The sequence below is a fragment of the Sphingomonas swuensis genome, assembly GCF_039538045.1.
In the GTDB taxonomy this organism is placed as follows: Bacteria; Pseudomonadota; Alphaproteobacteria; order Sphingomonadales; family Sphingomonadaceae; genus Sphingomicrobium; species Sphingomicrobium swuense.
Map to the genome: position 1 here is coordinate 1903287 of NZ_BAABBQ010000001.1, position 23255 is coordinate 1926541.

Annotated in this window: 18 protein-coding genes; 7 read left to right on the forward strand and 11 right to left on the reverse strand. The window is 59.7% G+C overall.

The window, feature by feature from the left end:
* Positions 1-56: 56 nt before the first annotated feature.
* From ABD727_RS09415 to ABD727_RS09425, 3 genes are read right to left on the reverse strand one after another with little or no spacing between them, the layout of a single operon-like run.
* On the reverse strand, positions 57-887 hold the full coding sequence (locus ABD727_RS09415) for a phosphoadenosine phosphosulfate reductase family protein (RefSeq protein WP_344707152.1): 831 nt from the start codon (positions 885-887) through the stop codon (positions 57-59).
* The gene (locus ABD727_RS09420; RefSeq protein WP_344707153.1) at positions 884-4210 is read right to left on the reverse strand and encodes a hypothetical protein; all 3327 of its coding nucleotides are present in this window, start codon (positions 4208-4210) and stop codon (positions 884-886) included. Before ABD727_RS09420 ends, ABD727_RS09415 begins: the two co-directional genes overlap by 4 nt.
* Positions 4207-5184, reverse strand: coding sequence for a DUF4007 family protein (locus ABD727_RS09425; protein WP_344707154.1), 978 nt, complete (start codon positions 5182-5184; stop codon positions 4207-4209). Before ABD727_RS09425 ends, ABD727_RS09420 begins: the two co-directional genes overlap by 4 nt.
* Positions 5185-5278: 94 nt before the next feature.
* Between ABD727_RS09425 and ABD727_RS09430 the strand changes: the two genes are divergently transcribed.
* Positions 5279-6427 (forward strand): cysteine desulfurase family protein, encoded by a 1149-nt coding sequence (locus tag ABD727_RS09430; RefSeq protein ID WP_344707155.1) that lies wholly within the window; start codon positions 5279-5281, stop codon positions 6425-6427.
* Between the two features lie 978 nt (positions 6428-7405).
* On the opposite strand, the gene ABD727_RS09435 is transcribed toward ABD727_RS09430, so the two are convergent.
* Genes ABD727_RS09435 through ABD727_RS09445 form a run of 3 tightly spaced genes read right to left on the reverse strand, consistent with a single transcriptional unit; the run spans position 7406 to position 10958 of the window.
* Positions 7406-8047, reverse strand: a complete 642-nt coding sequence (locus tag ABD727_RS09435) for an HD domain-containing protein (RefSeq protein WP_344707157.1) — start codon at positions 8045-8047, stop codon at positions 7406-7408.
* A gap of 24 nt (positions 8048-8071) precedes the next feature.
* Complete coding sequence (locus ABD727_RS09440; RefSeq protein ID WP_344707158.1) at positions 8072-9565, reverse strand: ADP-ribosylglycohydrolase family protein; 1494 nt, start codon at positions 9563-9565, stop codon at positions 8072-8074.
* On the reverse strand, positions 9549-10958 hold the full coding sequence (locus ABD727_RS09445) for a DUF6946 family protein (protein ID WP_425566786.1): 1410 nt from the start codon (positions 10956-10958) through the stop codon (positions 9549-9551). Before ABD727_RS09445 ends, ABD727_RS09440 begins: the two co-directional genes overlap by 17 nt.
* Positions 10959-10990: 32 nt before the next feature.
* Between ABD727_RS09445 and ABD727_RS09450 the strand changes: the two genes are divergently transcribed.
* From ABD727_RS09450 to ABD727_RS09470, 5 genes are all read left to right on the forward strand, one after another.
* Positions 10991-11524 carry a hypothetical protein gene (locus ABD727_RS09450; protein WP_344707160.1) on the forward strand — a complete coding sequence of 178 codons (534 nt, stop codon included), beginning with the start codon at positions 10991-10993 and terminating at the stop codon, positions 11522-11524.
* A gap of 313 nt (positions 11525-11837) precedes the next feature.
* The gene (locus ABD727_RS09455) at positions 11838-12665 is read left to right on the forward strand and encodes a hypothetical protein (protein ID WP_344707161.1); all 828 of its coding nucleotides are present in this window, start codon (positions 11838-11840) and stop codon (positions 12663-12665) included.
* Positions 12666-12735: 70 nt separating this feature from the next.
* The gene (locus ABD727_RS09460) at positions 12736-13296 is read left to right on the forward strand and encodes a hypothetical protein (RefSeq protein ID WP_344707162.1); all 561 of its coding nucleotides are present in this window, start codon (positions 12736-12738) and stop codon (positions 13294-13296) included.
* A gap of 165 nt (positions 13297-13461) precedes the next feature.
* Positions 13462-13728 (forward strand): hypothetical protein, encoded by a 267-nt coding sequence (locus tag ABD727_RS09465; RefSeq protein ID WP_344707163.1) that lies wholly within the window; start codon positions 13462-13464, stop codon positions 13726-13728.
* The gene (locus tag ABD727_RS09470) at positions 13725-15611 is read left to right on the forward strand and encodes a DEAD/DEAH box helicase family protein (RefSeq protein ID WP_344707164.1); all 1887 of its coding nucleotides are present in this window, start codon (positions 13725-13727) and stop codon (positions 15609-15611) included. The genes ABD727_RS09465 and ABD727_RS09470 overlap by 4 nt, the downstream gene beginning before the upstream one ends.
* Before the next feature lie 183 nt (positions 15612-15794).
* On the opposite strand, the gene ABD727_RS09475 is transcribed toward ABD727_RS09470, so the two are convergent.
* Positions 15795-16481, reverse strand: coding sequence for a thermonuclease family protein (locus ABD727_RS09475; RefSeq protein ID WP_344707165.1), 687 nt, complete (start codon positions 16479-16481; stop codon positions 15795-15797).
* Between the two features lie 272 nt (positions 16482-16753).
* Here ABD727_RS09475 and ABD727_RS09480 point away from each other — a divergent pair, with 272 nt between their 5' ends.
* Positions 16754-17620: a hypothetical protein gene (locus ABD727_RS09480; protein WP_344707166.1), complete on the forward strand. Its 867-nt coding sequence runs from the start codon at positions 16754-16756 to the stop codon at positions 17618-17620.
* Positions 17621-17698: 78 nt separating this feature from the next.
* On the opposite strand, the gene ABD727_RS09485 is transcribed toward ABD727_RS09480, so the two are convergent.
* Genes ABD727_RS09485 through ABD727_RS09500 form a run of 4 tightly spaced genes read right to left on the reverse strand, consistent with a single transcriptional unit; the run spans position 17699 to position 22364 of the window.
* Positions 17699-18394 carry a hypothetical protein gene (locus tag ABD727_RS09485; RefSeq protein WP_344707167.1) on the reverse strand — a complete coding sequence of 232 codons (696 nt, stop codon included), beginning with the start codon at positions 18392-18394 and terminating at the stop codon, positions 17699-17701.
* A gap of 19 nt (positions 18395-18413) precedes the next feature.
* Positions 18414-20429 (reverse strand): hypothetical protein, encoded by a 2016-nt coding sequence (locus ABD727_RS09490; RefSeq protein WP_344707168.1) that lies wholly within the window; start codon positions 20427-20429, stop codon positions 18414-18416.
* Entirely contained in the window at positions 20399-21931 is a 1533-nt protein-coding gene (locus ABD727_RS09495; protein ID WP_344707169.1) for a hypothetical protein, read from the reverse strand. The genes ABD727_RS09490 and ABD727_RS09495 overlap by 31 nt, the downstream gene beginning before the upstream one ends.
* Before the next feature lie 25 nt (positions 21932-21956).
* The gene (locus ABD727_RS09500; RefSeq protein WP_344707170.1) at positions 21957-22364 is read right to left on the reverse strand and encodes a TPR end-of-group domain-containing protein; all 408 of its coding nucleotides are present in this window, start codon (positions 22362-22364) and stop codon (positions 21957-21959) included.
* Between the last annotated feature and the right edge of the window lie 891 nt (positions 22365-23255).

The following is a 23255-nucleotide window of genomic DNA, read 5'->3' on the forward strand; positions in this document are numbered from 1 at the left end:
CTTCCCCAAGCATGATTCACGCAAGGAGCCCGAGCTGTTAGATCAGCGTCTCGAGGCTATTTGTGGCAGGTTATGCAGACTTTTGCCTGACCATAAAGTTCGTCGATATCTATCACGTCAGCCTCCGGGCGTAGTGGGTTCGGGATCCTCCGCCTCGCTGCGCGCTCAAGCCTTCGCTGATGGTCAGCCTTGATCTGGGCAACCCGATCCGGACGGGTGAGATCGTCTAATGACTCTCCGTGACTCCATGTAAACGGGGAGCCATTCTCAACTGCGTTCTTCTCGTAGGCACGCGCTTCCGCGAAGCTTTCTGGATGACGCTCCATCAAACGCACCCACTCAATCTTCTGCTGGAAGAAGCAAAAGGTGCAACCCGAGCGAGAACGCCATTCATAGTAGCTCGGCAGCCCGAGACCGCTTGCTTCCAGAATGTCTATCACTCCGGCCTTCTCGATTCCCGCCTCGCGGAAAGGAAGCGCAACAGAGAGGTTCGGATGGGTTGACGCATATCCTTCCCGGAAACTTTCGTCCGCACGTATCGCGACATAGCTCACCACGCGATCACCCTGGTCGAGTGCTGGCCAAAGCCACTGCTCAAAAGGTCGGATTTTCAGCTGGCGAGTGCACCATCGTGTGCGTGGGCTGGGTAAGAAATTGTTGTACTGCCGGAGCCAGAAATCAAAATCGCGGTCAGGATTCAGACGCTCAATTGGGCGACCGAGAAACCCTTCAAGGCGCCCCAGATACTCGTAGACCTCCGGCAGTTCCTTCCCGGTGTCGGTAAAGAAGTATTCGACTTCCAGATCTGGGCGCGTCTGCGCCATATGAACCGCCAGCGCAGCGCTGTCGCGCCCTCCGGAGAGCCCTAGCACATGCCGCTCTCTCATCGCTCACCTCCTGCAAGTGCCACTTGCCGTTCGCCATCTTCGATTTCGCGAGCGAGAGCCGCGGCAAGCTCTATTGAAGCTGCAAGTGCAACCTCACGCGATACCTTTTTGCCCACCGCAGCACGAAGCGAAGTCGCAAGTTCACGCGCCCGAACCAGCTCCTCCCCATCAACGGTCACATCAGGGGTGACCAACCCTCCACTTTCCGGATCAGACATGAACAGGGCGAGCGAGAAACGGCCCGCACCCCGCCCCTGAACATGCACAAGCCCTTCGGCTCGGAGAAACTCGCGGGCGAGAGAGGCCAGCTCTACCCGCGCAGCATCCGCATCCCTATCGACCCAGTCCCGCGGCGGCCTGTTGGCGGCAAGGCTTGCAAGACCTTCGATCGCTTCACGACTGTCATCGAATGCTGAGAGGCGAGCGGCAAACGCATCAAGACGGTAGTTTCCAGTGACACCCATCACCCCCTTGGCACGATGTCGGAGATGCTCAAAGCCACTCTCCCCAACGCGCAGCTCCCGAGCTAAGAGCCGTCGGAGCTCGGAAAGCATTGAGGGATAGGCACTTGCGAGCTCCTCGAGCCCGGACCTGAGCTCGGCAACTATTTTCTCCACACTCGCATCGTCGCCGGCGATTCTGGGCAAATCGTCGAGCATAAACTTGTTCGGATCGTGAGCGGCCTGCGCGATATCTCGGACGCGAAGTGCCGCTTTTCCAAGCCGCGAAGTGCGGCGCACCCACCCGGGGGAGTTCATCACTAGTGCAACAAGCTGGCGTCCGATTACCAAAGGGTCAGGGTTGACCATGTTCGCGTCCTCGGAGTGCTCGGCTACAAGATCCGCCACCCCTCGCAAGATTGCAGCGTCGCGCTCACTGACGCTACTAATCCGAAGCCGAACTGCTGCCGCGTCCTGAAGTAGTCGGTCAACAAGCAAATCACTGACCGATGAACAGAAGACCGAGTCCAAGTAAATAGATACACGGTCGCGTTCGCAGAGGAGAAAGGATAAGCCCAAGATTGGGAGTAGCCCTTCTTTGACTCCGAACGGACGGGCTCGCCAAAGAACGAATATGTCCTCGAGTGACACCCCCTCTGAACCGCGATCCTCGAGCAGGTCGCGCGCGACACTCCACATCGGCCACAGCCGGTGTTTGTTGTCGCACAACGAAGGCGCGCGAAACCCTGTAGCACCATTCTCGAGTTCACCGTGCAGACCAGTTCGCTCCAAGATTGAAGCGTAGAGCCCGCCCTCAGGCGGGAAGTCGCGAATGCCTAGCCGAGGCTCCGTCGATCTCAGTGCCATCGCGGTCATTAGGGTCCGAACTGCGGCCATCGCATTCGAAGACGGCTTCGACCGATTAAGCAGTTCATTCCGGATACGGGGCGAAGAAGGGTAGAGTGCAGCGGCCATGCGAGAAGCAATTATCGAGAGCCCAGCATTTCCTGTTGCCTTGAACTCCTCGGTTCCGAGCGCAGGAATTCGCCAAGACGTGGCAGCCAAGCCGGACCGGAGCCGCTCCTCTAAGTCTCCGACCTGTCGGGCAAGTCGGCTCGCCACTTCGCGGCGGGCAACCGCATCTCCCTTAAGCTCCGGTCGGCTTGCCTGAATACGCTCTAATGCGACAAGCTCCTCGCTAAGCTCCCGCAGCATGTAGCTATCACTTGAGATACCAAAAGCGATTGGACGTTCGCCAATCTGCTGCACGAGCTGACTCACAGTGCGCCTCAGTCCAGCGCCGCTCTCGCCTGTTTCATTGATAAGAAGCAGGAACAGGCCCGCTGCACCAGTGCCAGCATCGAAATGGGCCACCCGCTCTTCGGCGCTCTGTAAAGTTGCCACGTCAACTTCGAACCAGCGCATGGCGCCCGTCTCATGATATTCCCGCTTCGCCAGGACGGGTGAAAGTACGCCGGTCGCTTTGAGTCGCCCGTAATCGCGCGAGACCACATCAGCACGCACCTCAGCGATTGCAGCCTCAATGTCGAAATCGGATCCGGCGTAGATCGCATAAGCGCCTAGGTGACGCCTGAAGACGACAGCTGAGCGCCTAACCAAAGCATCTAGACTAGCTTCAACAGCACCTAAGTCTTTGCTGAGTGCCGCTGCAATTAGCTCAGGCGTAGCTGCCAGCCCCGAGCGCTCCCGAAATAAGTCGAGCAACGCCACGGTGCGAAGAACTGAGTTTTCGAGCTCATCTGTGCTACGCTCCTCAACGCGCTCAACTGCATCAAGCGCAGTCGACCAGCGATGGCCGTCGGGTGACGCAAGGATGGATGGCTCGAGATTCGCTCTTAAATAGCTCCAAAGCCAGACAGGATCATAGAGTGCGTTCGAATTGACGTCAGTCGAGCGGAGAAAATCCTGAAAGCCATACGGCTCAGCGGAGCCGAGGAAGCCGAAAATGCTCCTCTGATTCTGACCAAAGCGCCGCCGTGACAGCGGACCGAGAAGACAGGCGACGACGGGATTGAGGGGCCAGCACCGCATCAATCGCGCCGCGGCTTTATCTTGCTGGCCACCGCGCGCCATCATTGCAGCCACGGCGTCCACGACAGGAACCTTGACCGGCGGAGTTGAACGGATGGCCCGCGAAAGCAACTCCACCTGTTCCTCTGAAGTGGGAGCCAAGGGCAGATCAACGAATCGGCCCTGAATCTTGAGCCAGTCGTCGCGTGTCTCACGGGCAAGCCTGTAGGCGTAATCATCGAAGGCTTGGTGCAGCACGCCAATTACGACGAGCCGCCCCTCGGATCTCGACGCCGCTTCCGCAAGCTCTTGAAAAAAGAAGGCATCTCCGCCCCCCGTCGCCGCGTGCTCTAGCAGCTTGCCCATTTCGTCGATGATCAGAAGTAGGCCGCAGGGCTCGGCTTGAGCTAGCCTAAGGAGTGCAGAGACCGGATCGTCCCCTGCATGGAATTCGGGTAAGGCTTCGAGAACCACTTCAGCCGCGTCCGCACGCCGCCCCACCACTGGCACGACGCGCCAACCTGGAGGTGTCCATCGCATAGCCTTGGTGAGCCGGCTCCGCAGCTTGAGGGGGAAGGACGCAAGTGCCCGATCACGGGCGCGCCCAGGCGCACCAAGTGCGGCAGCAAGAACCACGGCGAGGGTTGACTTTCCACAACCATAAGGTCCGGTCCAGGTGAACGCTGTGTGCTCAAAGCGCTCAATGTGATCGATAGTAGTCTCGAGAGCTTGCGCAGCAGTAGAAGTGCAGACGAAGCCCTCTACATCTGCCGCGCCCGCGTCTACTCCAATTCGCACCGATCGGCGGAAGCGCCGGCTGACCCTCACCTCATCGGAAAGTTTCTTGCTCATGCGGCCTCCCCGAGTGCCGCGTAAGTCGATCTAACGAAGTCAAGAGAAGCAAGACTGCTCACTTCTCGACGCGCGGAGACTTGGCGAAGACCGGCACCCTCATCCCACTCAATTGCACCGACTGTCACCTCTCCGATGCGCTCCAGCCTCTCAGCCAAAGAGTCTTCGTCGAGGAGAAAGACCCGCCCAGGCGAACCAGGCTCGTGGGCAACAGTCTCAACCGACAGGGTGCCTCGCGTCGGAAAATGGGCCTGCCAGAAATCTACCAGTGCCAGCGCAAAAACCTCGTCGGGAAGAGAAGGTTTTGGCCCTCGCCTGAATTGAAGAGCACCACCTGCAAGCGGCGCCAAGAGTCCGAGCTCCGCGAACGGGCTTTCTAACCCGTCTTCTGTTAGGCCCTTTTTGGTAGTTTTGCTGACATACGTTCGCACGAAGCATTCGGCGTCTCGATCGATAGTCGACCGCGCAATGCGCCCGCCGGCGAGTCGACCAGCTTCCCGCAACTCCTCGACACGCCCCATTAGCCGCATACTGAGCGCCTCACGGGTAAAAATCGCGTCATTGAACTCATTGAAAGCGAAGTACCACGTTGTCGCGCGCCCCGGCATCGACACAAGTCGCCAATGCAGCAACCACAGCGACGCCGCCTGCTCAAGGTAAGGATCTCCATCATTGAAAATCAGGCGACCAAGATCAGAAGGTCTAAGAGATTCGATGCGACCAGCCCGTATATTCGCGTCTAATACTCCGCAAGCAATTGCCCAATGTCGCATTGAAGCGACCATGTTCTTTCCAACTCCAAAATCAGCAATGGCGTAGTTGGGATCGAATACTGCGAGCACTTGATCTATTCCGAGGTGCTCGACAGAACGCACAGCATCAAAGGTCTTCTTTAGCCAGCCGTATCGACACGGAAAGGTCTCGTGTCCAGCGACCTGCAGCCGAATCTCCGGCCTATCTAGCAAACTTTTCAAGTCGCCCTCCCCGGACTGGACAAACCTCCCAGTCCGGGTAGCAAGGCAGCTAACTGGTGACAACCACCAGCTGAAGCTTACACGGAGGCCGAAAGTGATCTACCTCGACCATCAAGCGTCGACCCCGATGCACCCGGCCGCCTTAACGGCGCTGCTGGCTTCGATAGTAGAACATAATGCGAACCCGCATGCAAGTGAGCATGCGGCCGGCTGGAAGGCCGCTGACGCAGTCGACGTGGCGAGACAAGCGTTGGCTGATGCGATCAGAGCGGACGCAGACGAAATCGTGTTCACGTCAGGTGCAACTGAGGCAAACAATCTGGCGATTTTCGGGGTCTCGGATGCATCATGCTCACGAAACCGAATCGTTGTTAGCGCCATCGAGCACAAAGCAGTACTTGGCCCCGCGCGAGAGCTAGCCCGACGCGGGTTTGAAGTGGTCTTCGTGCCCGTGTGCCGCAATGGGATGATTGACGCTGACCGGCTGAAGGGGCTCATAAACGAGCGCACCCTCCTCGTATCTTTGATGTTGGTGAACAATGAGACTGGCGTCGTCCAACCAGTTGCGGAGGCGGCGCTCGCCGCTGCGGCGGTGGGAGCACTGTTGCACGTAGATGCCGCGCAGGCGCTTGGCTGGATCACAATCGATGCGCATGCGAGCGGGGCAGACATGATCAGCATGTCTGGTCACAAAATGGGCGGTCCGAAAGGAATCGGCGCGCTCTGGGTACGACGAGAGATCCGCAAGAAGGTCAAACCACTTTTGCATGGAGGCGAACAGGAAGACGGACTCCGGCCTGGCACTTTACCTACCCCGCTCTGCGTAGGTTTTGGAGAAGCCTGTCGGCACATCTCAGGTTCCGCTGAAATTGATCAATGGCGGCAGCGAACCACACGGCTGGAAACGGCACTTCTAGCTATGCTGCCGGGCGCCGTGGTAAACGGTTCGCAATGCTACCGTCACCCAGGCACTATCAGTCTGACCACGTCGAATTTGGACGCCGATTCGCTTGTCGCGATGCTGCAGCCGCATGTAGCCATTTCTCGTGGATCGGCTTGCACCTCCGGCATACCAGAGCCCAGTCACGTCTTGCGGGCCATGGGGTTAACGGCGGCGGAATGTGCTAGAACGCTCCGGATCAGTACTGGACGCACGACAACTGACGAAGAAATCACATTCGCAACCGAGCACTTCCGGGACGCAACTTCGCGATACAATCGCGAACGGCAGCAAGCAGCGTAACATAAAGGAATAACGCTAGAGAGCGACCACCGACCCCACAACTTCATCCTATGAACGAAGCGTTTGTTCGACGGCATCTCTCTGCGACGGGGCGGAAGAGCAGCTCAGATGTTTTGCGATTGAAGTGAAAGGAGCGTGACTAATCCCAAGAACCCTTCTTGCCGTCTCCTCCGAGTTTCAGGCTCGGGCACCGGTGGATGAACCAGCCGGATCCGCGGAGGCCTTACTTCGGTCCAATTCTTTGCGGGAATGCCACCTCACGTCCACATCCATGTCTGCCTGGCTGGCCATCCACTTAAGGTAGTCTGCCGGGACCTGGTCCCAGCTTAACCCTCGATACTTACCAAAAGTGAGCGATGGTATCGGCCGCGGCTGTTGAGTCCATTCGATCATTTCACAAGCATCCGCCGCACTCAGAAGTTCTGCGAGCAGGTTCGCCGTCACCCACGCGTCAGGTCCCGCCCTGTGGGGCGGCATTGCAAGCGCCGGATCCAGGGTTAGTCCTCTCCAGTAACGAAGAACTTGGTTGCTATGCCGCGGCGCGTCAGCCCAGACGTGCAGCGCGACCTTGTAGGTGCAGATCCAAGGAGCTTCGCCGGTCACCTCATCCGTGATGAACTTGCGCTCGAACTCACAATTTATGCGCCACAAAGGCATTCAGGGTAGCTGCTGCCAGAGTAGTTCGCGAAGCAGCTCTGGCGTGCAGGATGGCGTACCTGGTGGAATGTCCTCCTCAGTGATGTGGTGCACTGCCATCGTCTGTGGCGGTATCGGGCCAAGCGGCCTGAAGAGCCCTGTCGCGGGACGCGATATTCACCTCCGACGGGCTGACCTCAACGTCCGTGATGCCGACTTCAATTACTTCGGCCGGAGGCGCGATCCCAGTTGTCTCAAGGTCTATGACCCTGAACACGGGCATCGCTTAGCAAGCCTTCCGGTACGACAGGGAACGGTCGCGCAGATGCACACACGACGACTTCACGCGATCGCTCCCCCAAACTTCTGGCGACCCGCCGCCAGGAGTGCATCGAACTCTGTTTCTAGCTCGGCATGGGTGCCACGACACCCATGTACGACCTTACCGGCCCACTCGAAGTAGTCGAGCTTCCGCTCAGTCGGCCAATCTGTCGGTGGATCGCTGAGGATATCGCGCAGGTTGCTGATCTTGTCAGCGAGTTTCACGAGTTTGGCTTCTCGGCTCTTCTTAGGGGCGGTCTCAACCTGAAGCCGCTTACGCTCAGATTTCAGGATCGACTTGTCGTCGGTCACCTCTCTCACGATCGAGGCGATTTGCTGGCCGAAGCGCTCCTCGAGTTCCCCGAAGCTGGTTTCGGTATCCTCTACCGCATCGTGGAGGAGTGCGGCGCAAAGGACGGTAGTTTCCGTGATGCCGGCAGAGGCAAGCGTCCTGGCGAGCGCCAGTGGGTGGTTGATGTACGGGGAGGCTTCGGCGCCCTTTCGGCGCTGGTTGCGGTGCTTGTGGGCTGCAAAGTCTGCTGCGTCGAGGATGGTTACGAGAGCCGGGTTTGCTCTAGCTCCGCTGCTCGCATCGCTAGCAGTGACTTCGGTTATTGCAATGCCGTCAGCAGCTCGCTTTGAGTGATCGTCCGTGTTGGTCATCTGCATTCAAACTTACTCCAGATTTCATGAGTGAAAGACGGGAGCCTGTGCTCTGCCGGACAGCAGCGCCCTTCCCGCCTCTTCGATCTTGTTTCTCCACGCGAGTTGCTGGAGCCACCGATCGGGAATGGCCGACATGCCGTACATCGCACCGGCAAGCTGCCCAGTGATCGCCGCCGTCGTGTCAGCGTCGTCCGCAAGATTGGCCGCGAGGATGACCGCGTCTTCGAAGGTCGTGGTCCTTGCGACGCACCAGAGTGCGGCCTCAAGGCTGTGCACCACATATCCTGACGAGCGTATCTCGTCGCGGTGCTTGCCGCGCCATGATCCGGCGAGCACCCGTTGCACTTCCGGGTCCTCAGCAGAGCCCTCGAAGCTAAAGACAAAGCTTCGGTCTTTGCCGGTAGCCGCCAGATAGAGGCGGAACGCGAACTCCCGACATGCCTCGACGCATGCTGGTGCGGCATGTGTGGTCCTGCTTTGCCCTTCGGCTACCTCAAGGGCGCCGAGTTCACCGATTCCGAAGCCATGCAGTACGACCGGCGCGAGCCGCATTAGAGAGCCATTCCCGGCCGACTGGTGATGCGCTGACCCGGCCATCGGGTCACCGGTTTGCTCAAACCGAGAAAGAGCTTGGCTCGTGGTACCGCCGATGTCGAAGCACCGCCCAGTGCAGCTGTAATCGCCTTGTCGCCACCAGCGAACGAAGCGATGCATCAGATCTGTCTCGTCAAGCCGGCCGTGCGCAATAAGGCTGTCGGCCAGCGCAAGCGCCATGCTCGTGTCGTCCGTCCATTGGCCAGGCTTAAGGCCGAAAGGGCCACACCCGACCAGCCCAGTCACGCGTGGCTGCTTGTCTCGTGATTGAAATTCAAGCGTTGTGCCTAGCGCATCACCGACGGCCAAACCCAACAGGGCACCCAACGCTCGGTCCTCAACGGCTGCCTCATCAGGCGATCGATGAGGGGTGGGATGCGGTGGAAAGCTTTTCACGTGCTCGACTTGGGCTGGCGTCTCGATAGCTCCAGGTCGGACTCGTCGTACCTCGGTTATCGCAGCGGCCGGATCCCAGCCGAGCTCAACAAGCAGGCGGGCCGCGACCATGCCGGCTCGCCCAAGCCCGCCTTTGCAGTGGACGAGGACGTCAAAACCTTCGCGCAAAATGCTTCGGATACCCTCGCACTTCGCTGCCCACTCAGCCTCGAAGCGATTACACGGCGTCGACACGTCGACGATCGGTAAGTGAAACCAGCTCATGTGGCGGTCGGCCACTGCTGAACCGATGCGGCTCACCTGAAGCTCTTCGATCTCCTGCGCCTCAATGAGCGTGATGACGGCAGCGGCGCCCCATTTGGCCACCGCATCTAGATCTAGATCGAGATCTCGGTCCCAACCTCCTGTGTAGCTATGCTCCTGCTTCTTGCCAGGGCAGAAGGTGATACCGATGCGACCCGCGCCAGGACCAACGCGGATCTCTGCAATTTTCAGCGGGTGAGAAACGCTAGTCCGCAATGCCAATCCCCTTTATCGCTCCGGTTGATCTCGCCCGCTGCAATGCCTCCAGCAGCGGCCGCCATTCGCCGCTGTGTTCCCCATCGAAATAGGGAAAGCCGGGCTTCGTCAGAGTGCCACTCGGCGCCACATAGCTCGTGATCTGCCGCTTCGGCCGCTCGTGCCACTGAATGTTGAACGCCCAGTAGCGCGGGTAGAAGGTGAGGGTGGAGTAAGGCAGGTTATCATGGATCCACCATGCCAGCCTCTGCCACCCACCCTCTTCATGGCTGAGGACGTCGTATACTTCAGGCAAGACGATGCAGGCGGTCGCACCCATGCACCCGTCGGCATCGCGCGCGTCCCAAATGTGGCCGGCCGCGTTTCGGTCGTTTGAAGCACATGTGTAACCCTTGGCTCCACTACGCTGCATCTTCGCACCGAAGCCATTGAGTTCTGGACTGCGGTAGGATGAGCGAATTGCGACGCGCCCGAACGTCTCCTGCAAGGGCTCCAGGAGCTCAAAGCAGAGCTTCTTGCCGGCTTCGATGGCGAGGTCAGGATCGGCCGGTACGTTCGTGAAGCCGTGGAGCGCTCCGATCTCCGAGAACAAGAAGTCTCGCATGAAGAAGTTCTTCGAGAGCCGGGTACGCCCAAACTCCGTTAGCCAGTTGACGCTCGGAGGGTCCTGCCCTTCCGGCACGCTGTCGGAGACCCACCCCACCCGAAGCTCAATGTCCCCTATGCTCCTGGGCTCGCTAAGCATCCCCTGCTCAACGTTTTCGAAGCCAAGCTCGCGGGCGAAGGCAACAAAGTCGGCGAAGCCGCTCGCCTTCGGGCAGAAGCTGTGAACAACCATGACGGCCCGGCGCGTGTGGAAGCGCTTGGCCTCGATAAGCGCCGCGACCGTCCGGTGGAGCAACTGGTACCGAAGCGTTGCCACCTTCTCGGTAGAGAGCCCGAGCCGCTCACATAAGAGCTCCAGCCGGCGCAGCTTCCCACTGTTCCCTTCGCCAAGCCAGTCCGAGACCGAGTCGCCGAACGGCTCATCCACTTTCCCTTCGACAGCTAACGTCGCCAGCCCGTCATCAGAGGTAATAAGCGCCAAGAGGTCGGTTTGGGACGGCCGGCCTTGCTCATCAAGGAGATCAGTCTCGCGTTCGAACCAGCCGTCGAGAAGGTCGGCGTTGCGGTACTCGGGGGCCTGGCACAGCATGGCCGCGACGCACGTTGGAAAGCCTTCGGCTTGCATCCACCGGTCTGCCAGGGCCTTTGCAGAACGCCCCTGCCGCCAGTGGAGAGGACTCCCGAGCCTAGGGACCACATCGTCCGGCTTCTTTGCGAAAATAGACAGTCGTGAGTCGGTCAAGCGCACCTTCCTTGGGATTGAGTCAGAAACGACGCTAGGCGGCCAGCGCACAGCGTCTTACTATTTGCGGCGGGAGAAAAGAGATGAATGTCGAGAAGATCCTTGCTGGGCTGCCGTCCAAGACCCCGGCAGAGCGCAGGGCCATCGTCGACAATGCCGAGCGGTGGCTTCGCACCGGAACCACAGAGCAGCGGAAAAGCGCCAGTGCGGTCGTGTCTGCGCTCGAAGGCATCGAGAAGCAGGAAGCGGAGACCTTGGCGCAGCACGTTGCCGGCCTGCCAAAGGCTACCCGTGTTGCGGAGGCATTCAATGATCCTCCGATGACGGAGACAGAACGAGCGGTGGTGCAGGCGTTGCTCGACCATCCGCATTCCACGTCTACGGCTTTGACCGAGGCCCTCGGCTGGCGAGGCCAAGCGTGGCACCTTCACTTCGGCACCATGTGCTTCAACCGTCGCGCTCGTCTCTGGCCGGCGCCCCCGTCCGAGGCTCGGGACGCTGACTTCTACAGCGGCATCCTTGCAGATTTCGAAGGCGACACGTCGAGCTTCACCATAAACCCCGAGGCCGCGGCCGGTTTTGCGGCCATCGGCATCAAAGCCGCAAAGGTCGACTGACCGATTCCGCTGCCGTGACCGGCAAACGATTAAGCCCCGACGATGGACGCCCGTCGATCGCAATCGCCTGGTTGTTGAGCTCTGCTCGAGATACGAGCTGGGCGCCGCGGGTGCGGATCAAGGACCCTGATTGGCTTCGGGAGTAACAAACTGCGCTCGGCACCCTCCCCAAGCTCCAGGTAGGCGGCAATCCGGCTCTCCTTCCGGCAGGGGACAAGGCAATGTAGATTGACCAGGGGGCCTGCCTCTGTTCCCTTGGCGCTTGGCGAGCACCGCCAGGTCGCCGTGCGCGCAATAAGTTCAGGAGATCAGCTTGACTTCTTGGATCAAGAAGCTGGGTAAGAAGACCATCAAGTGGCAGCGGAATCAGGACGGCACCTACTCCGGGGGCGTCGTTGCTGACGGCAAGATCAGTTCCTTGCTTCACGATGAGGACGAGCGGCGGCTCCTTGTCAGGCTCCACAACGAGGCCGGGAAGCTCGAGCCCAATTACTTCGGGATGGAAGAGGCGCTTGCTCAGTTCGACAAGTTCATGCCCGGGGGCTTCGAGGGCGAACAAAACCTGCGAATGGAGCGCGAGTATAAGGTAGCAGCCCACGAAGCACTGACGTCCGTCCTCAGTGCAGAGCAGGCTGCAGACGCCACCATGGAAGATGCCTCACTAGTGCGGTCTGCGCCGGTCTGGATCAACCTTTTGTCGCCTTACGAGAGCATGCACCTCAAGTCGGCTCTGGAGGGACCATCGGGCCCCGCTTTCTTGCAAGCGGCGGGGAAGTTTGCTGCGGGTGAGTACGACGCAGGATGTGCAGGAATGCAAGCCGCAATGAAGGCCCACGGCCCTACGACATGGCCGATTGTAACCTACTTCCCCTTTCTGTGGGACCCAAGCCGCCACATGTTTCTCAAGCCGGTTGTAACCAAGGACTTTGCAGAGCGAATTGGGCATCCGTTCCAGTACGACTACTCGTCGGCACTCCAACGGGAGGTCTATGAGAGCCTCCTTGATCTGACGGATGACACTCGGACGTCAATCAGCCATCTTAAGCCGACAAGTAACATCGACGTGCAGAGCTTCATCTGGGTGGTCGGAAGCTACACAGATCGCGATCTGCCGGATGCATCCTCTGAGGAAGCCCATTAAAAGCTGTGCACCCAGAGGCTTGTTGCGAGCCAGTCGTTCAAGCGTCACAGGCAAAGGCGGACGAGACCAAATGAACGTGACCGAGACCGACGTTGCCGTGGCAGCCTCCTTCTATCCTATCCTGGTTGCATGCGCCCGGCAGACGCCGCCAAGGCTAGTCACCTACGGGGAGCTTATCAGCATCGCGAAGGCGCAATTCCCCACCGTCAATGCTGTCCAGTCGGCCATTCCGGTTTCTGTCGGTCGGAGATTAGATGTGGTTCGCTTGTTCCTCAGCAAAGAGGGCTTACCCGACCTCACGAGCTTGGTGGTAAACGGATCCACCGGTGAAGTCGGTGATGCATTTGGCTCTGATCCCGAAACGGCGCGCGCTGCCGTAGCAGGTTTCGACTGGAGTTCTGTTGAAACAGAGTTCAACCTGCACCTCACAGGGCTGCGAAAACAGGCTGTGCAGCGCTCTCGTCCAAAGCTCAGCAGAGACGCGGCAAAGAAGCTCATGGCAGATTACTATCGAGAGCACCAAAGAGCGCTTCCGAAGCAGATCAGTACCAAGCGTGAGGACCTCATCAAGATGATAGAGGACGGTGTGCTCCCCGAGGAGGCGTTCCAGAGGGCCGCGGCGCAAGGATAAAGCAGCGCACGACAACGTAGCACCATTGGTCTCCAAGTACCTGGGGCTGCAAGTGAGCGAGCTCGGAAGGAGCGAGCAGAAACAAAGGGATTTAGAGAGAGACTGAAGAGGAGAGCTGATTGCATCCCAATCTGGGGATGAAAAAAGCAGAAGGTTCTTCCAAAAGTGCTCAATCCCTACGGCATCACGGCCACCCGTGATTACCTCCTCGGGGGTCACGCGATAACCCGCCTCGAAGCGATGGTCCTGTTCGCGACCCCCGACCTCACCAAAGTCATCAGCGATCTCCGTAGTCAGGGCGAAACCGTCCAGCGCCGCACCATTCCCCTTAGCCAGGCGCTCCGCCGGGTGAACGAGATTGCCACGCTGGTCCCGCCCGCTGCCCTGCCGGTCCAGGACATCAGTGTCACGGAATATTGGATCGAGCGGTGAGCCGCCGGTTCACGCCGCGGCAGCGGCACATTCTCGCAATGCGCTCAGGCGGCGCCTGCGAGAGCTGCGGCAATCCCCTGCCCGCGCACTTCCACGGAGACCATCACGTCCCGTTCGCGCTCGGCGGGCCCACAACCCTCACAAACGGTCGGGCGACGTGCCCGAAATGCAATCTCACCAAAGGCAAGAAAACAATGTTGAAGCTTCGCGACTGGCAGATCACCGCTCATGACAAGGCCATCGTCTTCTACACCGCCGAGGACGGCGACAAGCACTTCGTCGTCAACGCGGCACCGGTCGCCGGCAAGACCAAGCTCGCGTGCGCTATTGCGCTCAGCCTGCTCGCCCAAAAGCTGATCGCTCGAGTGATCGTGATCGCTCCGCGGCGCACCGTGGTCGATCAGTGGGCTAAAGAGTTCCAGTCGGTTACCGGCCGTCACATGATGAAGATCACCGGTGCCGATCGGCTTGGCGGACCTTATCAGTCTGACATCTGCGCCACTTGGAGCGCCGTTAAGGACCTGCAGGACGTGTTTCAGGCAATCTGCCAGGAGAGCTCTACGCTCGTCATCTGCGATGAGCATCACCACGCCGCGATCAAGGCTGCCTGGGGCACCTCTGCCGACAGCGCTTTCCGCGATGCCAGTTACTCGCTTATTCTTACTGGTACCCCCGTCCGCTCCGACGGGGGTCGGTCGGTTTGGCTCGACCAGGATGAGTTTGGAGCGCTTCAGCATGCTGAAGCCGGCATGTTCACCCTCACCTACGGACAGGCTGTGGAGCTGGGCTACTGCCGTCCGGTGATCTTCCACCGCAATCGCGGTCAGTTCACGGTAACGCTCCGCGACGGGCAGGTTGCACAGGTGGCAAGCGATGCACCGCCGATTATTTCCGCTGGCAGTGAAGCCGAGGGCATCCTCCGCCAGGCAGTCGACTTTCACCACCTCTCGCGCACCCGCACCTGGGAAGCCGATGGCCTCACACCCCGGCGCAACAGCTACCAGCTGAGCATGGTCACCTGGGCGAGCGATAAGCTCGACCAGGTCCGTCTCGAGATGCCCGAGGCTGGCGGTCTCGTCATCGCGCCAAGTATCGCCATGGCCGAGTACTTCGCCGAGATCATCGAGCGTCACGAAGGGGTAAAGCCGCTGCTGGTGCACTCGGACATGCAATCGGCCGAGCGCCGCATCGAAGCTTTCCGGCACAACACGGATGTTCGCTGGCTGGTAAGCGTCGGCATGGTTGCAGAGGGAGTCGACATCCAGCGGCTCCGCGTTCTCGTCTACCTGCCGAAGGCGATGACCGAGCTCGCGTTCCGTCAGGCCGTAGGCCGCATCGTTCGCAACTACGGTCCGCATGACCAAAGCCGCGCCTACGTCATCATGCCGGCCGTCCAGCAATTTGACGAGTTCGCGCGGCGGATCGAAGATGACATGCCGGCTATCAACGCCGGCGGTGAGCGTGAGCCGCGTGAAAAGCTCTGCCGTGCCTGCCACGGCTGCAATGAGCTGGGCGCCTCGGTCTGCACTCACTGCGGCACTGATTTCCCGAAGCGGGAAGTCTTCTTCGCAACGTGCGCCTGCGGAGCACTCAACCGCGTTGGCGAGGCTACGTGCCTGACGTGTGGCGCGGACCTGCTCCAGCCATACGACATCACGCTCGCAGAGGCTGCTCGCGACGGGATCATCTCGAGAGGAGTTGAACTTCCGGAAGAGGATGTGCGCCACGCCGAAACCCTCGCACCTGAGAGCCTCGAACTCATTCGGCGGGCGGAAAGTGAGAACCAGTTGCTCGCCAGCATTCTCCGGACGTTCCCGCTGGAGCTTGTGCCTGCCCTGGCTCGCCTTGCCGCCGACTCCATCGTCGCAAAGCAGCGGGAGTAAGCCGGCAAAGAAGGACCCCGAGACTGAGCCCAAAGATCAAGCCGCGGCTATGCAGAGCACGACCCGTGCGGTCAGCTTAGCCGCGGCGCCACCTGAAGCCCGAGGCCTGGCAGGCGGAAGCGCTGATCTAAGGCTGGGCGCCATAAACGCTCCGCTGAAAGGTCGGAGCTCAAGATCTCCGTATCAGCGGACACGCGCCCGTCGATAGCCTGCCGCCTGAGCCTGCGTCTCTGTACAGAAGATGTCTTCGGCCCTGGTCTGCTCGTAGTAGGGCATGCCTGGCATGTGGTAGATCCACTCGCCGCGTCGAGATCTATTCCCCTTGATGACGCAGTTTCCGGATCGGCTCGCACCGGACGATCGAGCTTGCGTCGACGTCACTGCTCTCGATGGAGTTCGTCCGGCTCCCGCCCCCTGTGACTCCTTGGCCGCTGCTCGAACCTCACTCGGCATGTCGAACGTGCCGGCCCACATCCCGCGCTTGGAGAGCTTGGCGCTCTCTTCGGCGTTTACGTACTCGGAAGAATAGCGGCGAAACGCAACGGCGTACCCCATAGCCACCATTGTCCGGTTCACGTCCGTATAGCCAACCGAGCAGCGGGCCAGCGTGCGTCCATGCTGATCAATCCCCACCGGGTCGCATCGGACTTCGCGGCCTGTAATGAGTCTGCTCAGGCGGTCGGCAGCTTCCTTACCGCAGGCCCACTTCGAGCCGCCTCGTTCGCACTGCTGGTCAAACTCCGGAGCGTCGATGCCGTGGAGCCTGACCCTGGTCTGGCCGATGGATAGCGAATCTCCGTCTCCAGCATTCGCTACGCCGTAGATGGGCGACGAAGCCACAAGGGCTGCAAGGACAACGGTGGTCAACATACTGCGAGAGTACCTTCTACATGCTTAGAGCCTTGTAAACGGCGCGAAGGCCGGCTGCATACCGACCAGCTTCGTTCAGCGAGCCCCAACTTCTAGCTGGCACATCTTCTATGTTCCCGTTATGTTCTGGCTTGGGAATGTCAATTGAACGTGTCGGATTTGGATATGAAAGTAATGGAAAGCTTAGTCTGTCTCGATCCCGTTAGCTGGCTCCCTGCTGTGCACCTAGGAGATCAGGCCTTGAACAACCCCGTGACCTTAGGAGAGCAACTTTGACGAGCGGCTTTCTCGTTTGGAGCAGTCTTCGTGACGAGGAGGATGCGGCCAAGATCAACGACGCGACCAAGGCCTTTCTGGATGCTGCCCACAACCTGAGGTTGGCAGCGGACGTCATTCCCGGGCTGCGTAACTCGCCTGGCTTGCCCTCCGATGCGGTCCCGAAGCTCACTCCTGAAGAGTGGGCCATCGTGCGCAGTCTGCAGGTTCTCTATGGCATCGATGGAAGCACGCCGCGGACCGACCCAGAGGCCCTGCCCCTCGCCTACGAGGAGCCGGTGTTCCACCCCGAAGCGTCGTTCCAAATCGCTCGCAACTTGCGGGAGGTTGCCCCTGCGATATCCGGAGAGAAAGAGCTGGAGCAAACGAGGCGGGCCAGTTCGTTCTCCAGCAGCTTTGAAATCCTGGCTGACGCTGTTCTCGAGGCTCTCGCACCAGAGCAGGGTACGGCTGCCGGTATCGATCGTGACAAACTGATCGCCGCGATCGAGAGGCGCTACGTATTAGCAAGAGAGAGCCGCCGGAGGGATCTGGAGCCGACCCTTGACCTACTCCAAGCGGCTTGGGACTTGACGGATCTTGAGGTTGAGCAGTTGCTAGCGGTGCCTGTGGGATGGCTGGCCTTATGGCGCAATCACGAGGCTGCCATGGGTCTTGAGCAGTTCGAGATCCTTAACCGCCTCCTTAGCCTTCATGAGGCCATGCGCCTTCACATGGAGCCTCGCGGCTACGCGAAGTGGCTAAGGCGGCGCTGGAAACCAGGAAGCATTACTGACGGCCGCTCGCCCATCGAGGTGCTACTATCCGATGGAAAGGCTGCCGAACAACTGCGAGCTTACCTAATCGCCAATGCTCTTAATTAGCTTCTTCAGGCTGAGCTATCTTGTGAGTTAGCGAGCGAAGCGGTCAGGTGTACCCTTCCCGCTTCGCTCAGGTGCCGCTTACAAAGTAACAGGCGTCTCGTTGGTCGTCTTGGCATCCTTCGGCGCCCGCACCTTCGCCGCTGCCAGCAGCTTGGGAACACTGGTGCTGATTCCCGCCAAGCCCTTGCCTTGCAGAGCGACGAGCTCGGCTGCCGTCTTGAACTGACCCGCACGCATCAGAAGCTTGGGATTGCCCTTGATCGCGTCGACGACCTGCGGAGCCTTGCCCACTAGATCGACGTTACGAGCAATGCCAATCGCAAGATTGAGAACAGCGATGCCGAGGACCTTCTTCTCTTCGGCGGATGCCGCCTGATAAGCGGTCTGAAAATCGCCTGCGAATTCCTTGCGATTATCCAGCGCCTGGAGATTGGCGCTGAGCGCGCTCTTGAAGCTCCCAATTTCCTTTGGGTCGCTAGTGCTGTTGATCGCGTTGATCCGGGTCTTCAACCCCGTCAGGGGACCGCGCTTTTCGACAGCCTGAAGAATGAGAGTGGTCGCAATCAATACGTTTTTGGTCGAACGAAACGAGGCTTCGAGAAAGGCGTCGGCTTCGTCGCCACTCATCGTGCCAGCCTGTGATCCCGAGGAGCCCAGACCGGCTGCGGACTTTGCTTTGCCCATGAGCCCGCCCAGTTGTGCCTGAGCAGGCGCAACAAAGAATACACTACCAATGATGGCGCCAGCCATCGTCCGGAACGCTGCAGAAGTCATTGTAGTCCCCTTCCTGTTATTACCGAGCTGAGTTCAGCGATTTGGCGGCGCGCTCCATCAGCGGAAGCAAAGCGAGCGCCACATCCTGGTCAAGAATGGCTTTTGCCTGATCCGCCGGAGTACCTGGCGGAATGAGAGTTGGCGTAAGGTTTGCCTGCAAGCCGCTACCTGTGATCTTGGTTGCGCCCTCGAAGAGTGTGTAGCCTGCGAGAAGCGAATAGCCGCGGGTCTTCGCATCTGGCGTTACTGCTATGACCGGCACATAGCAGCGGTCCGCTGTGAAGGTCCCGGCGGGAACGAAGCGGCTCCAATTCGCAAAGTCAGCCTTCAGATCAGACAAGGCTGGCGGCACGTCCCAACGGCGAACCGGCGCAGCGTAATTCGCGCTGAAGAAGGCATCAGCAGCAGACGAGGCTACTGGTACGGGGTTGCTTCCGCGGTCATCGAGCCTCGGGATGAGAGCCTCAAGGCAACGGCCGACTGTTCTGCGCCAAGCGAGACCTGATCCTGTATATTCGACATTGACGAGATCACCCTTTCGCAATGCGGCGGGCTCCACATCGTCCGGTCTGGCGCTAACGCCCCCGGGCATGATCTCAGAAGTCCTCAGCCGGCCAACGGGGAAGTAAACGCGATCAACGCTGCCGACGCGCCCCGCAGAGCGAAGGACGGTCACTTCCTGGCCTAGCGGAAGCGCACCTTGGGGATCGACGATGCTGATCGATTTGCCATCAACTGCAACACTCAACTCCAGGTTCTTGGGCTTGAACGTGGCGAGCTTGGCGGCAGCATCGAGCAATGCATTGCGGATCACGGTCTCGCGCCGCTGCTCGGCAGAGAAGCGCATGTCACGGGACACCTCGTCCTGTATACGACCCATGCCCTGGACCGAATGAACTACCCTTCCCGTGCGGTCGATCAACGATACAAAGACGGCGGCTGCGTGCCGTTCGATTGAGACGCCAGGAATGTTACTTGCGATTCTGCCCGAAGGCAGATGCACGATAGAAACCGCAGCGACATAGTCGGGAAGCGGGCGATCGTCGCTGGAAGACATCTGCGCCTCGCCAACCGCATAGCGTCGAAGGTCAGCAAAACCTGGATTCACAGGCATAGGTGAAAGCGACGCCTTTGCTCCAAGTGCGTCTTCAAAAGTCTGCGCTAGGTAGGTTGGTGAGTAACCTTCCGGAACTTGCACGATGGCAGTCAAGACAGAAGGTCTCGCGAGCACTGCCGCCGGTGCCGCGCTGGTGCGTTCAAGCGTTTGCCCGACCTTGTATTCACCAAGGGTCGGCTGAACGATGGCGAAATTCGGTCCAGCGAACGTCACCCGACCGTCTGCCCCGATGGAATCGTGCGTGCGCAGCCCGTTCGCCCGTCCGCGGTCCACGACCCAAGCATCGCCGGCGCGTCCAATGACGGTCGCCACCTGTCGCTCGGGATGCCAGTCGCGCGCTGCGGACGCCACCAACGATTCGATCATCGTTGAGAGCTTTGCCGGGAGACTGGCAGCGATTTCAGTCTCCGCCGTTGCGGCGAGGAACGTCCCCTCACCCGTCTCGCTGCGAGTGCGGGTGAATACTACTTCACCCGTCGCAGGATTGGTGATGTCGAGGGTCAGGGTAACTGGGAGAAAGCCATCGACACTGGTGCCTTTGTTGACCGTCCAAATGGTGGCTCTGGTCAGCCGAAGGGACGCGATAAGCCCAGACGACAACTTAGCCCTTGGAGTGGCATCGTTGGGAAGCTGGGCAGCGAACTTCTCGACTACCTTCGGGAAGTTCCGTTTCATGCTGGCTACGAACTGCTGCGCAGCTATGACTTGCCCCTTGCCCTCCAGGACAGGGCAAAGCGGCTTCGCGATCATCGCAGTGGCGCGACCCTCGCGTGGTTTACACGCGGTGTTCTCAAAGCCGTACAGACCAGGAACCGCCCAGATTGACAGTTCGGCTGCGCTTGCCGGAACGGCGATCAGCGCCGCTCCGCCTAGCAACGCTAAGGCTCTCATTGGCCAGCCGCGCAGCCGCTGAGGCAAAGCAGTACGCTGCGGCCCTGGACCGTTGATTGCATCTTGGCGAACTGCGGGTTGGACCGCAGCTTTTGAAACAAAGCCAGCTGCAGCGGAACGCTACCGGCGTAGCGCACGGCGAAGCGCATTTCCGTCCCGCTCTGAGAAATGAAACCTTGGCTCTGCACACCCGGCGTTGATTGGAGCGCGTCAAGCAGGTCGGCCTGCATAGCCATGTCAAGCTTGGATGAGCGGAGCACCAGCGAGTAATCAGCCGCCTGGGTGGTATCAACGGCTGCATTCATGACTTGAGCGGTGCGCGCCTGGTTGCGCCAGAAACGCTGAACTTGCGGACCGATCTTGCCTGCCGCGTCTTTGGCAAGGATCTGAGCCAACTTGCCGCGGCACTCGGTTTCGCTTCGTCCGATCGTGCTACCGCTCGCAACTCCCGAGCCGACATTCCGCTGGGTGCTCGTAGCGAAGGCGCTGGCGTGTAGCGCGCCGTCACAGGCCACCTGCTGGGTTGCTACGTCAGTTTGGTAACGAACCTCGAGCTTGCCGCTCATGAAGAACTGGGCCTCTCCGCGTGAGGCGGCGTCAAGGAATCGGCCAAAGCGCGCATCACTTTCCAAGGCGGATAAGCGAGGTGGCTTATTCTGAAAGAAGTCGGTGAGCAGGCGCGCACTATCGGCTGTGGCGATGCCAAAGCCATTAAGCTCACCCACGAGCGCAGCCATGATCAGGCCGGCATCGCTGTTCTGAGCTGGTCGTTGCCAGACAATATGTTCTCGATAGCGCACGTTATCGTGAACCTCGGCGTCAATGCGGGTTTTGCTCGCATGATCATACTTGTTGACCGCAGCGCTGCTTGATTTCGCTACTGCTGCTCCCGAAGCTCTCCCGCGAGAGACGCTGGCGCCACTGCCGTAACCAGTGCTTACGCCAGTGGCACTCCGGTAACTGCCGCTGTACCCAACTGCGCTCTTCGAACTAGATGCCGATGCACTACGCTGCGATGTCGCCTCGGCCGAGTGGTCGCGATAGGATGCACCGGTCTGCCGGTCATACTCGACGGTGCTTTCTGCTGGCTTCGAGAAATTGGAAGCCATGCCCTCTTCCTGATCGAGCATGACAAGGATCGTCGCGCCAGCCGAACCCGTTTCCGATGGCAGCCGAATATTGAAGTTGCTCAGCTGTTCGCTGAACCAGGCACCGTCGATGTCGGCGTCGAGATCGACGAAAAACACCTGCCCCTCGCGCCGACTGGACCTGTTCGTGATCATGTCATCGCGAATTTGACTTGCCACCGCGTCGACGCTGCTTGCTGGCACCTCCCGCAGCCGGTCATTTCCAATCGACTGGCGCAGCATCGCTATGATCAGTTCACGCCGCGCAGCGCGTTCCGCCGCATTCCGAACGCTCTCGACGTCTTTTGTGATTGCAGCCGATCCGGTCCCCCGGACAGTCTCGGCGGCAGCCGGCGACGATCCGAACGCAGCCATGGCGGCTGCGAGCAACAATTTGCGCATGTCGATGTCCTAGAAGTGAGAAGTTTTAGAGGTCAGTGTCGATGACGACGTCGCCGGCCCGGATGACTTCGCGCCCACCGTTTTCGCGGATCTCCACGGCAGGCTCATCAGGCTGTTCCGGCCTCTGGGATTGAGCAGACCGGGTTGCTTGCCGCATTGGCGAAGCGCGCTCCTCAAGCGCAGCGAACTCAGGATTGCCTTGAAGCTGATCGAATGCAGGATCAGCCAGTGCGCGTGATGGGTCTGCCAATCCCTTGTCAACCGCAGTCCTCAGCGCTTGAAGCGCTCGGCCTTCATTGCCCTGTAGCGCCTCTGCGCGGGCGAGCTCGTAGTGCGCGGCAGGATCATGTGGATCAGCATCCACTGCCTCCGAAGCGCGGAGAACCGCCTCGCCGAAGTTTCGAGCAACAATGGCGGCTCGGGCCTCGTTCAAAGGATTTCCTGACGTACGCTGGCCGCTCTCGGCGGCACACGCACAGAGACTCAGTGCGAGAACAAGGATCAAAGAACGCAATTACACCCCCCGGTATACTCAAGCTCGAAACAAGCTCTCGCTCTAGGTGTCATGTTAAGACAACTTCTAGCGACAGCTGTGCTTCGGCCCCTACACAGTCTCCGCCCTTCATTAAGTTCACGTAAAACGTGACGATTAACAAGCATCTTTTTTGCTCAAAGCCGTCGAACAAATGGGCAAGATCTTTCTGACGCGCTGCTTGCCAGCTTGGTCGTCAGATCGCATCGTGAAGGTCACGAGCCCGAGGACAGCGAGGCCGCTCGTTCAAAGTCATTTCTGCGCTAGCGGAAAAGAGGCACTGCTCCGCTCACCGACGGCTCGCTACTCTCAGAACAGACGAGATCTTCGCCTCCGCAGCTGCTCAGATGGGCGAAGTGCTAGTCGCCTCTCGCGTCACGAAAGGGCGTGACAAACCGTGCGAGGCCGTCGCCGAGCAGCGCGACGGGCAAGTCGACGCAGGCGGCACTGTCATGACGCGCCAAATCGAATGACTTCCGCGCAGGTGTGCGTGGCTGTGCTCAGAAGCTCACCGCTCAGGTCCCCTTGCGAAGCCTTTACCAGCAGTCCTGCAAAAGGGTGAGCAGCCGAGAGGCAGAGAACGTGACAGACAAGACATGCCGGTGATGCGGTGACGACCGTGGCAGGTCACGTGGGAAAGGAGAAATGCAATGACATTCTACCCTTCGACCTGAAGAGCTTGGCGCGCTCCTGATCGATGAAGTGCTGCTCAGATAATCTTCTTACCAACCTACATAAGCTCACCTAAGCTGGGCTTACTTTCCCTCGAACGCGAGACAGGGGAGCGTGGAA

Coding starts and splice junctions, on each gene's coding strand:
- ABD727_RS09415 (WP_344707152.1), bottom strand. CDS start 887: ATGAGAGAGCGGCATGTGCTAGGGCTCTCCGGAGGGCGCGACAGCGCT.
- ABD727_RS09420 (WP_344707153.1), bottom strand. CDS start 4,210: ATGAGCAAGAAACTTTCCGATGAGGTGAGGGTCAGCCGGCGCTTCCGC.
- ABD727_RS09435 (WP_344707157.1), bottom strand. CDS start 8,047: ATGACCAACACGGACGATCACTCAAAGCGAGCTGCTGACGGCATTGCA.
- ABD727_RS09450 (WP_344707160.1), top strand. CDS start 10,991: ATGAATGTCGAGAAGATCCTTGCTGGGCTGCCGTCCAAGACCCCGGCA.
- ABD727_RS09460 (WP_344707162.1), top strand. CDS start 12,736: ATGAACGTGACCGAGACCGACGTTGCCGTGGCAGCCTCCTTCTATCCT.
- ABD727_RS09475 (WP_344707165.1), bottom strand. CDS start 16,481: ATGTTGACCACCGTTGTCCTTGCAGCCCTTGTGGCTTCGTCGCCCATC.
- ABD727_RS09485 (WP_344707167.1), bottom strand. CDS start 18,394: ATGACTTCTGCAGCGTTCCGGACGATGGCTGGCGCCATCATTGGTAGT.
- ABD727_RS09495 (WP_344707169.1), bottom strand. CDS start 21,931: ATGCGCAAATTGTTGCTCGCAGCCGCCATGGCTGCGTTCGGATCGTCG.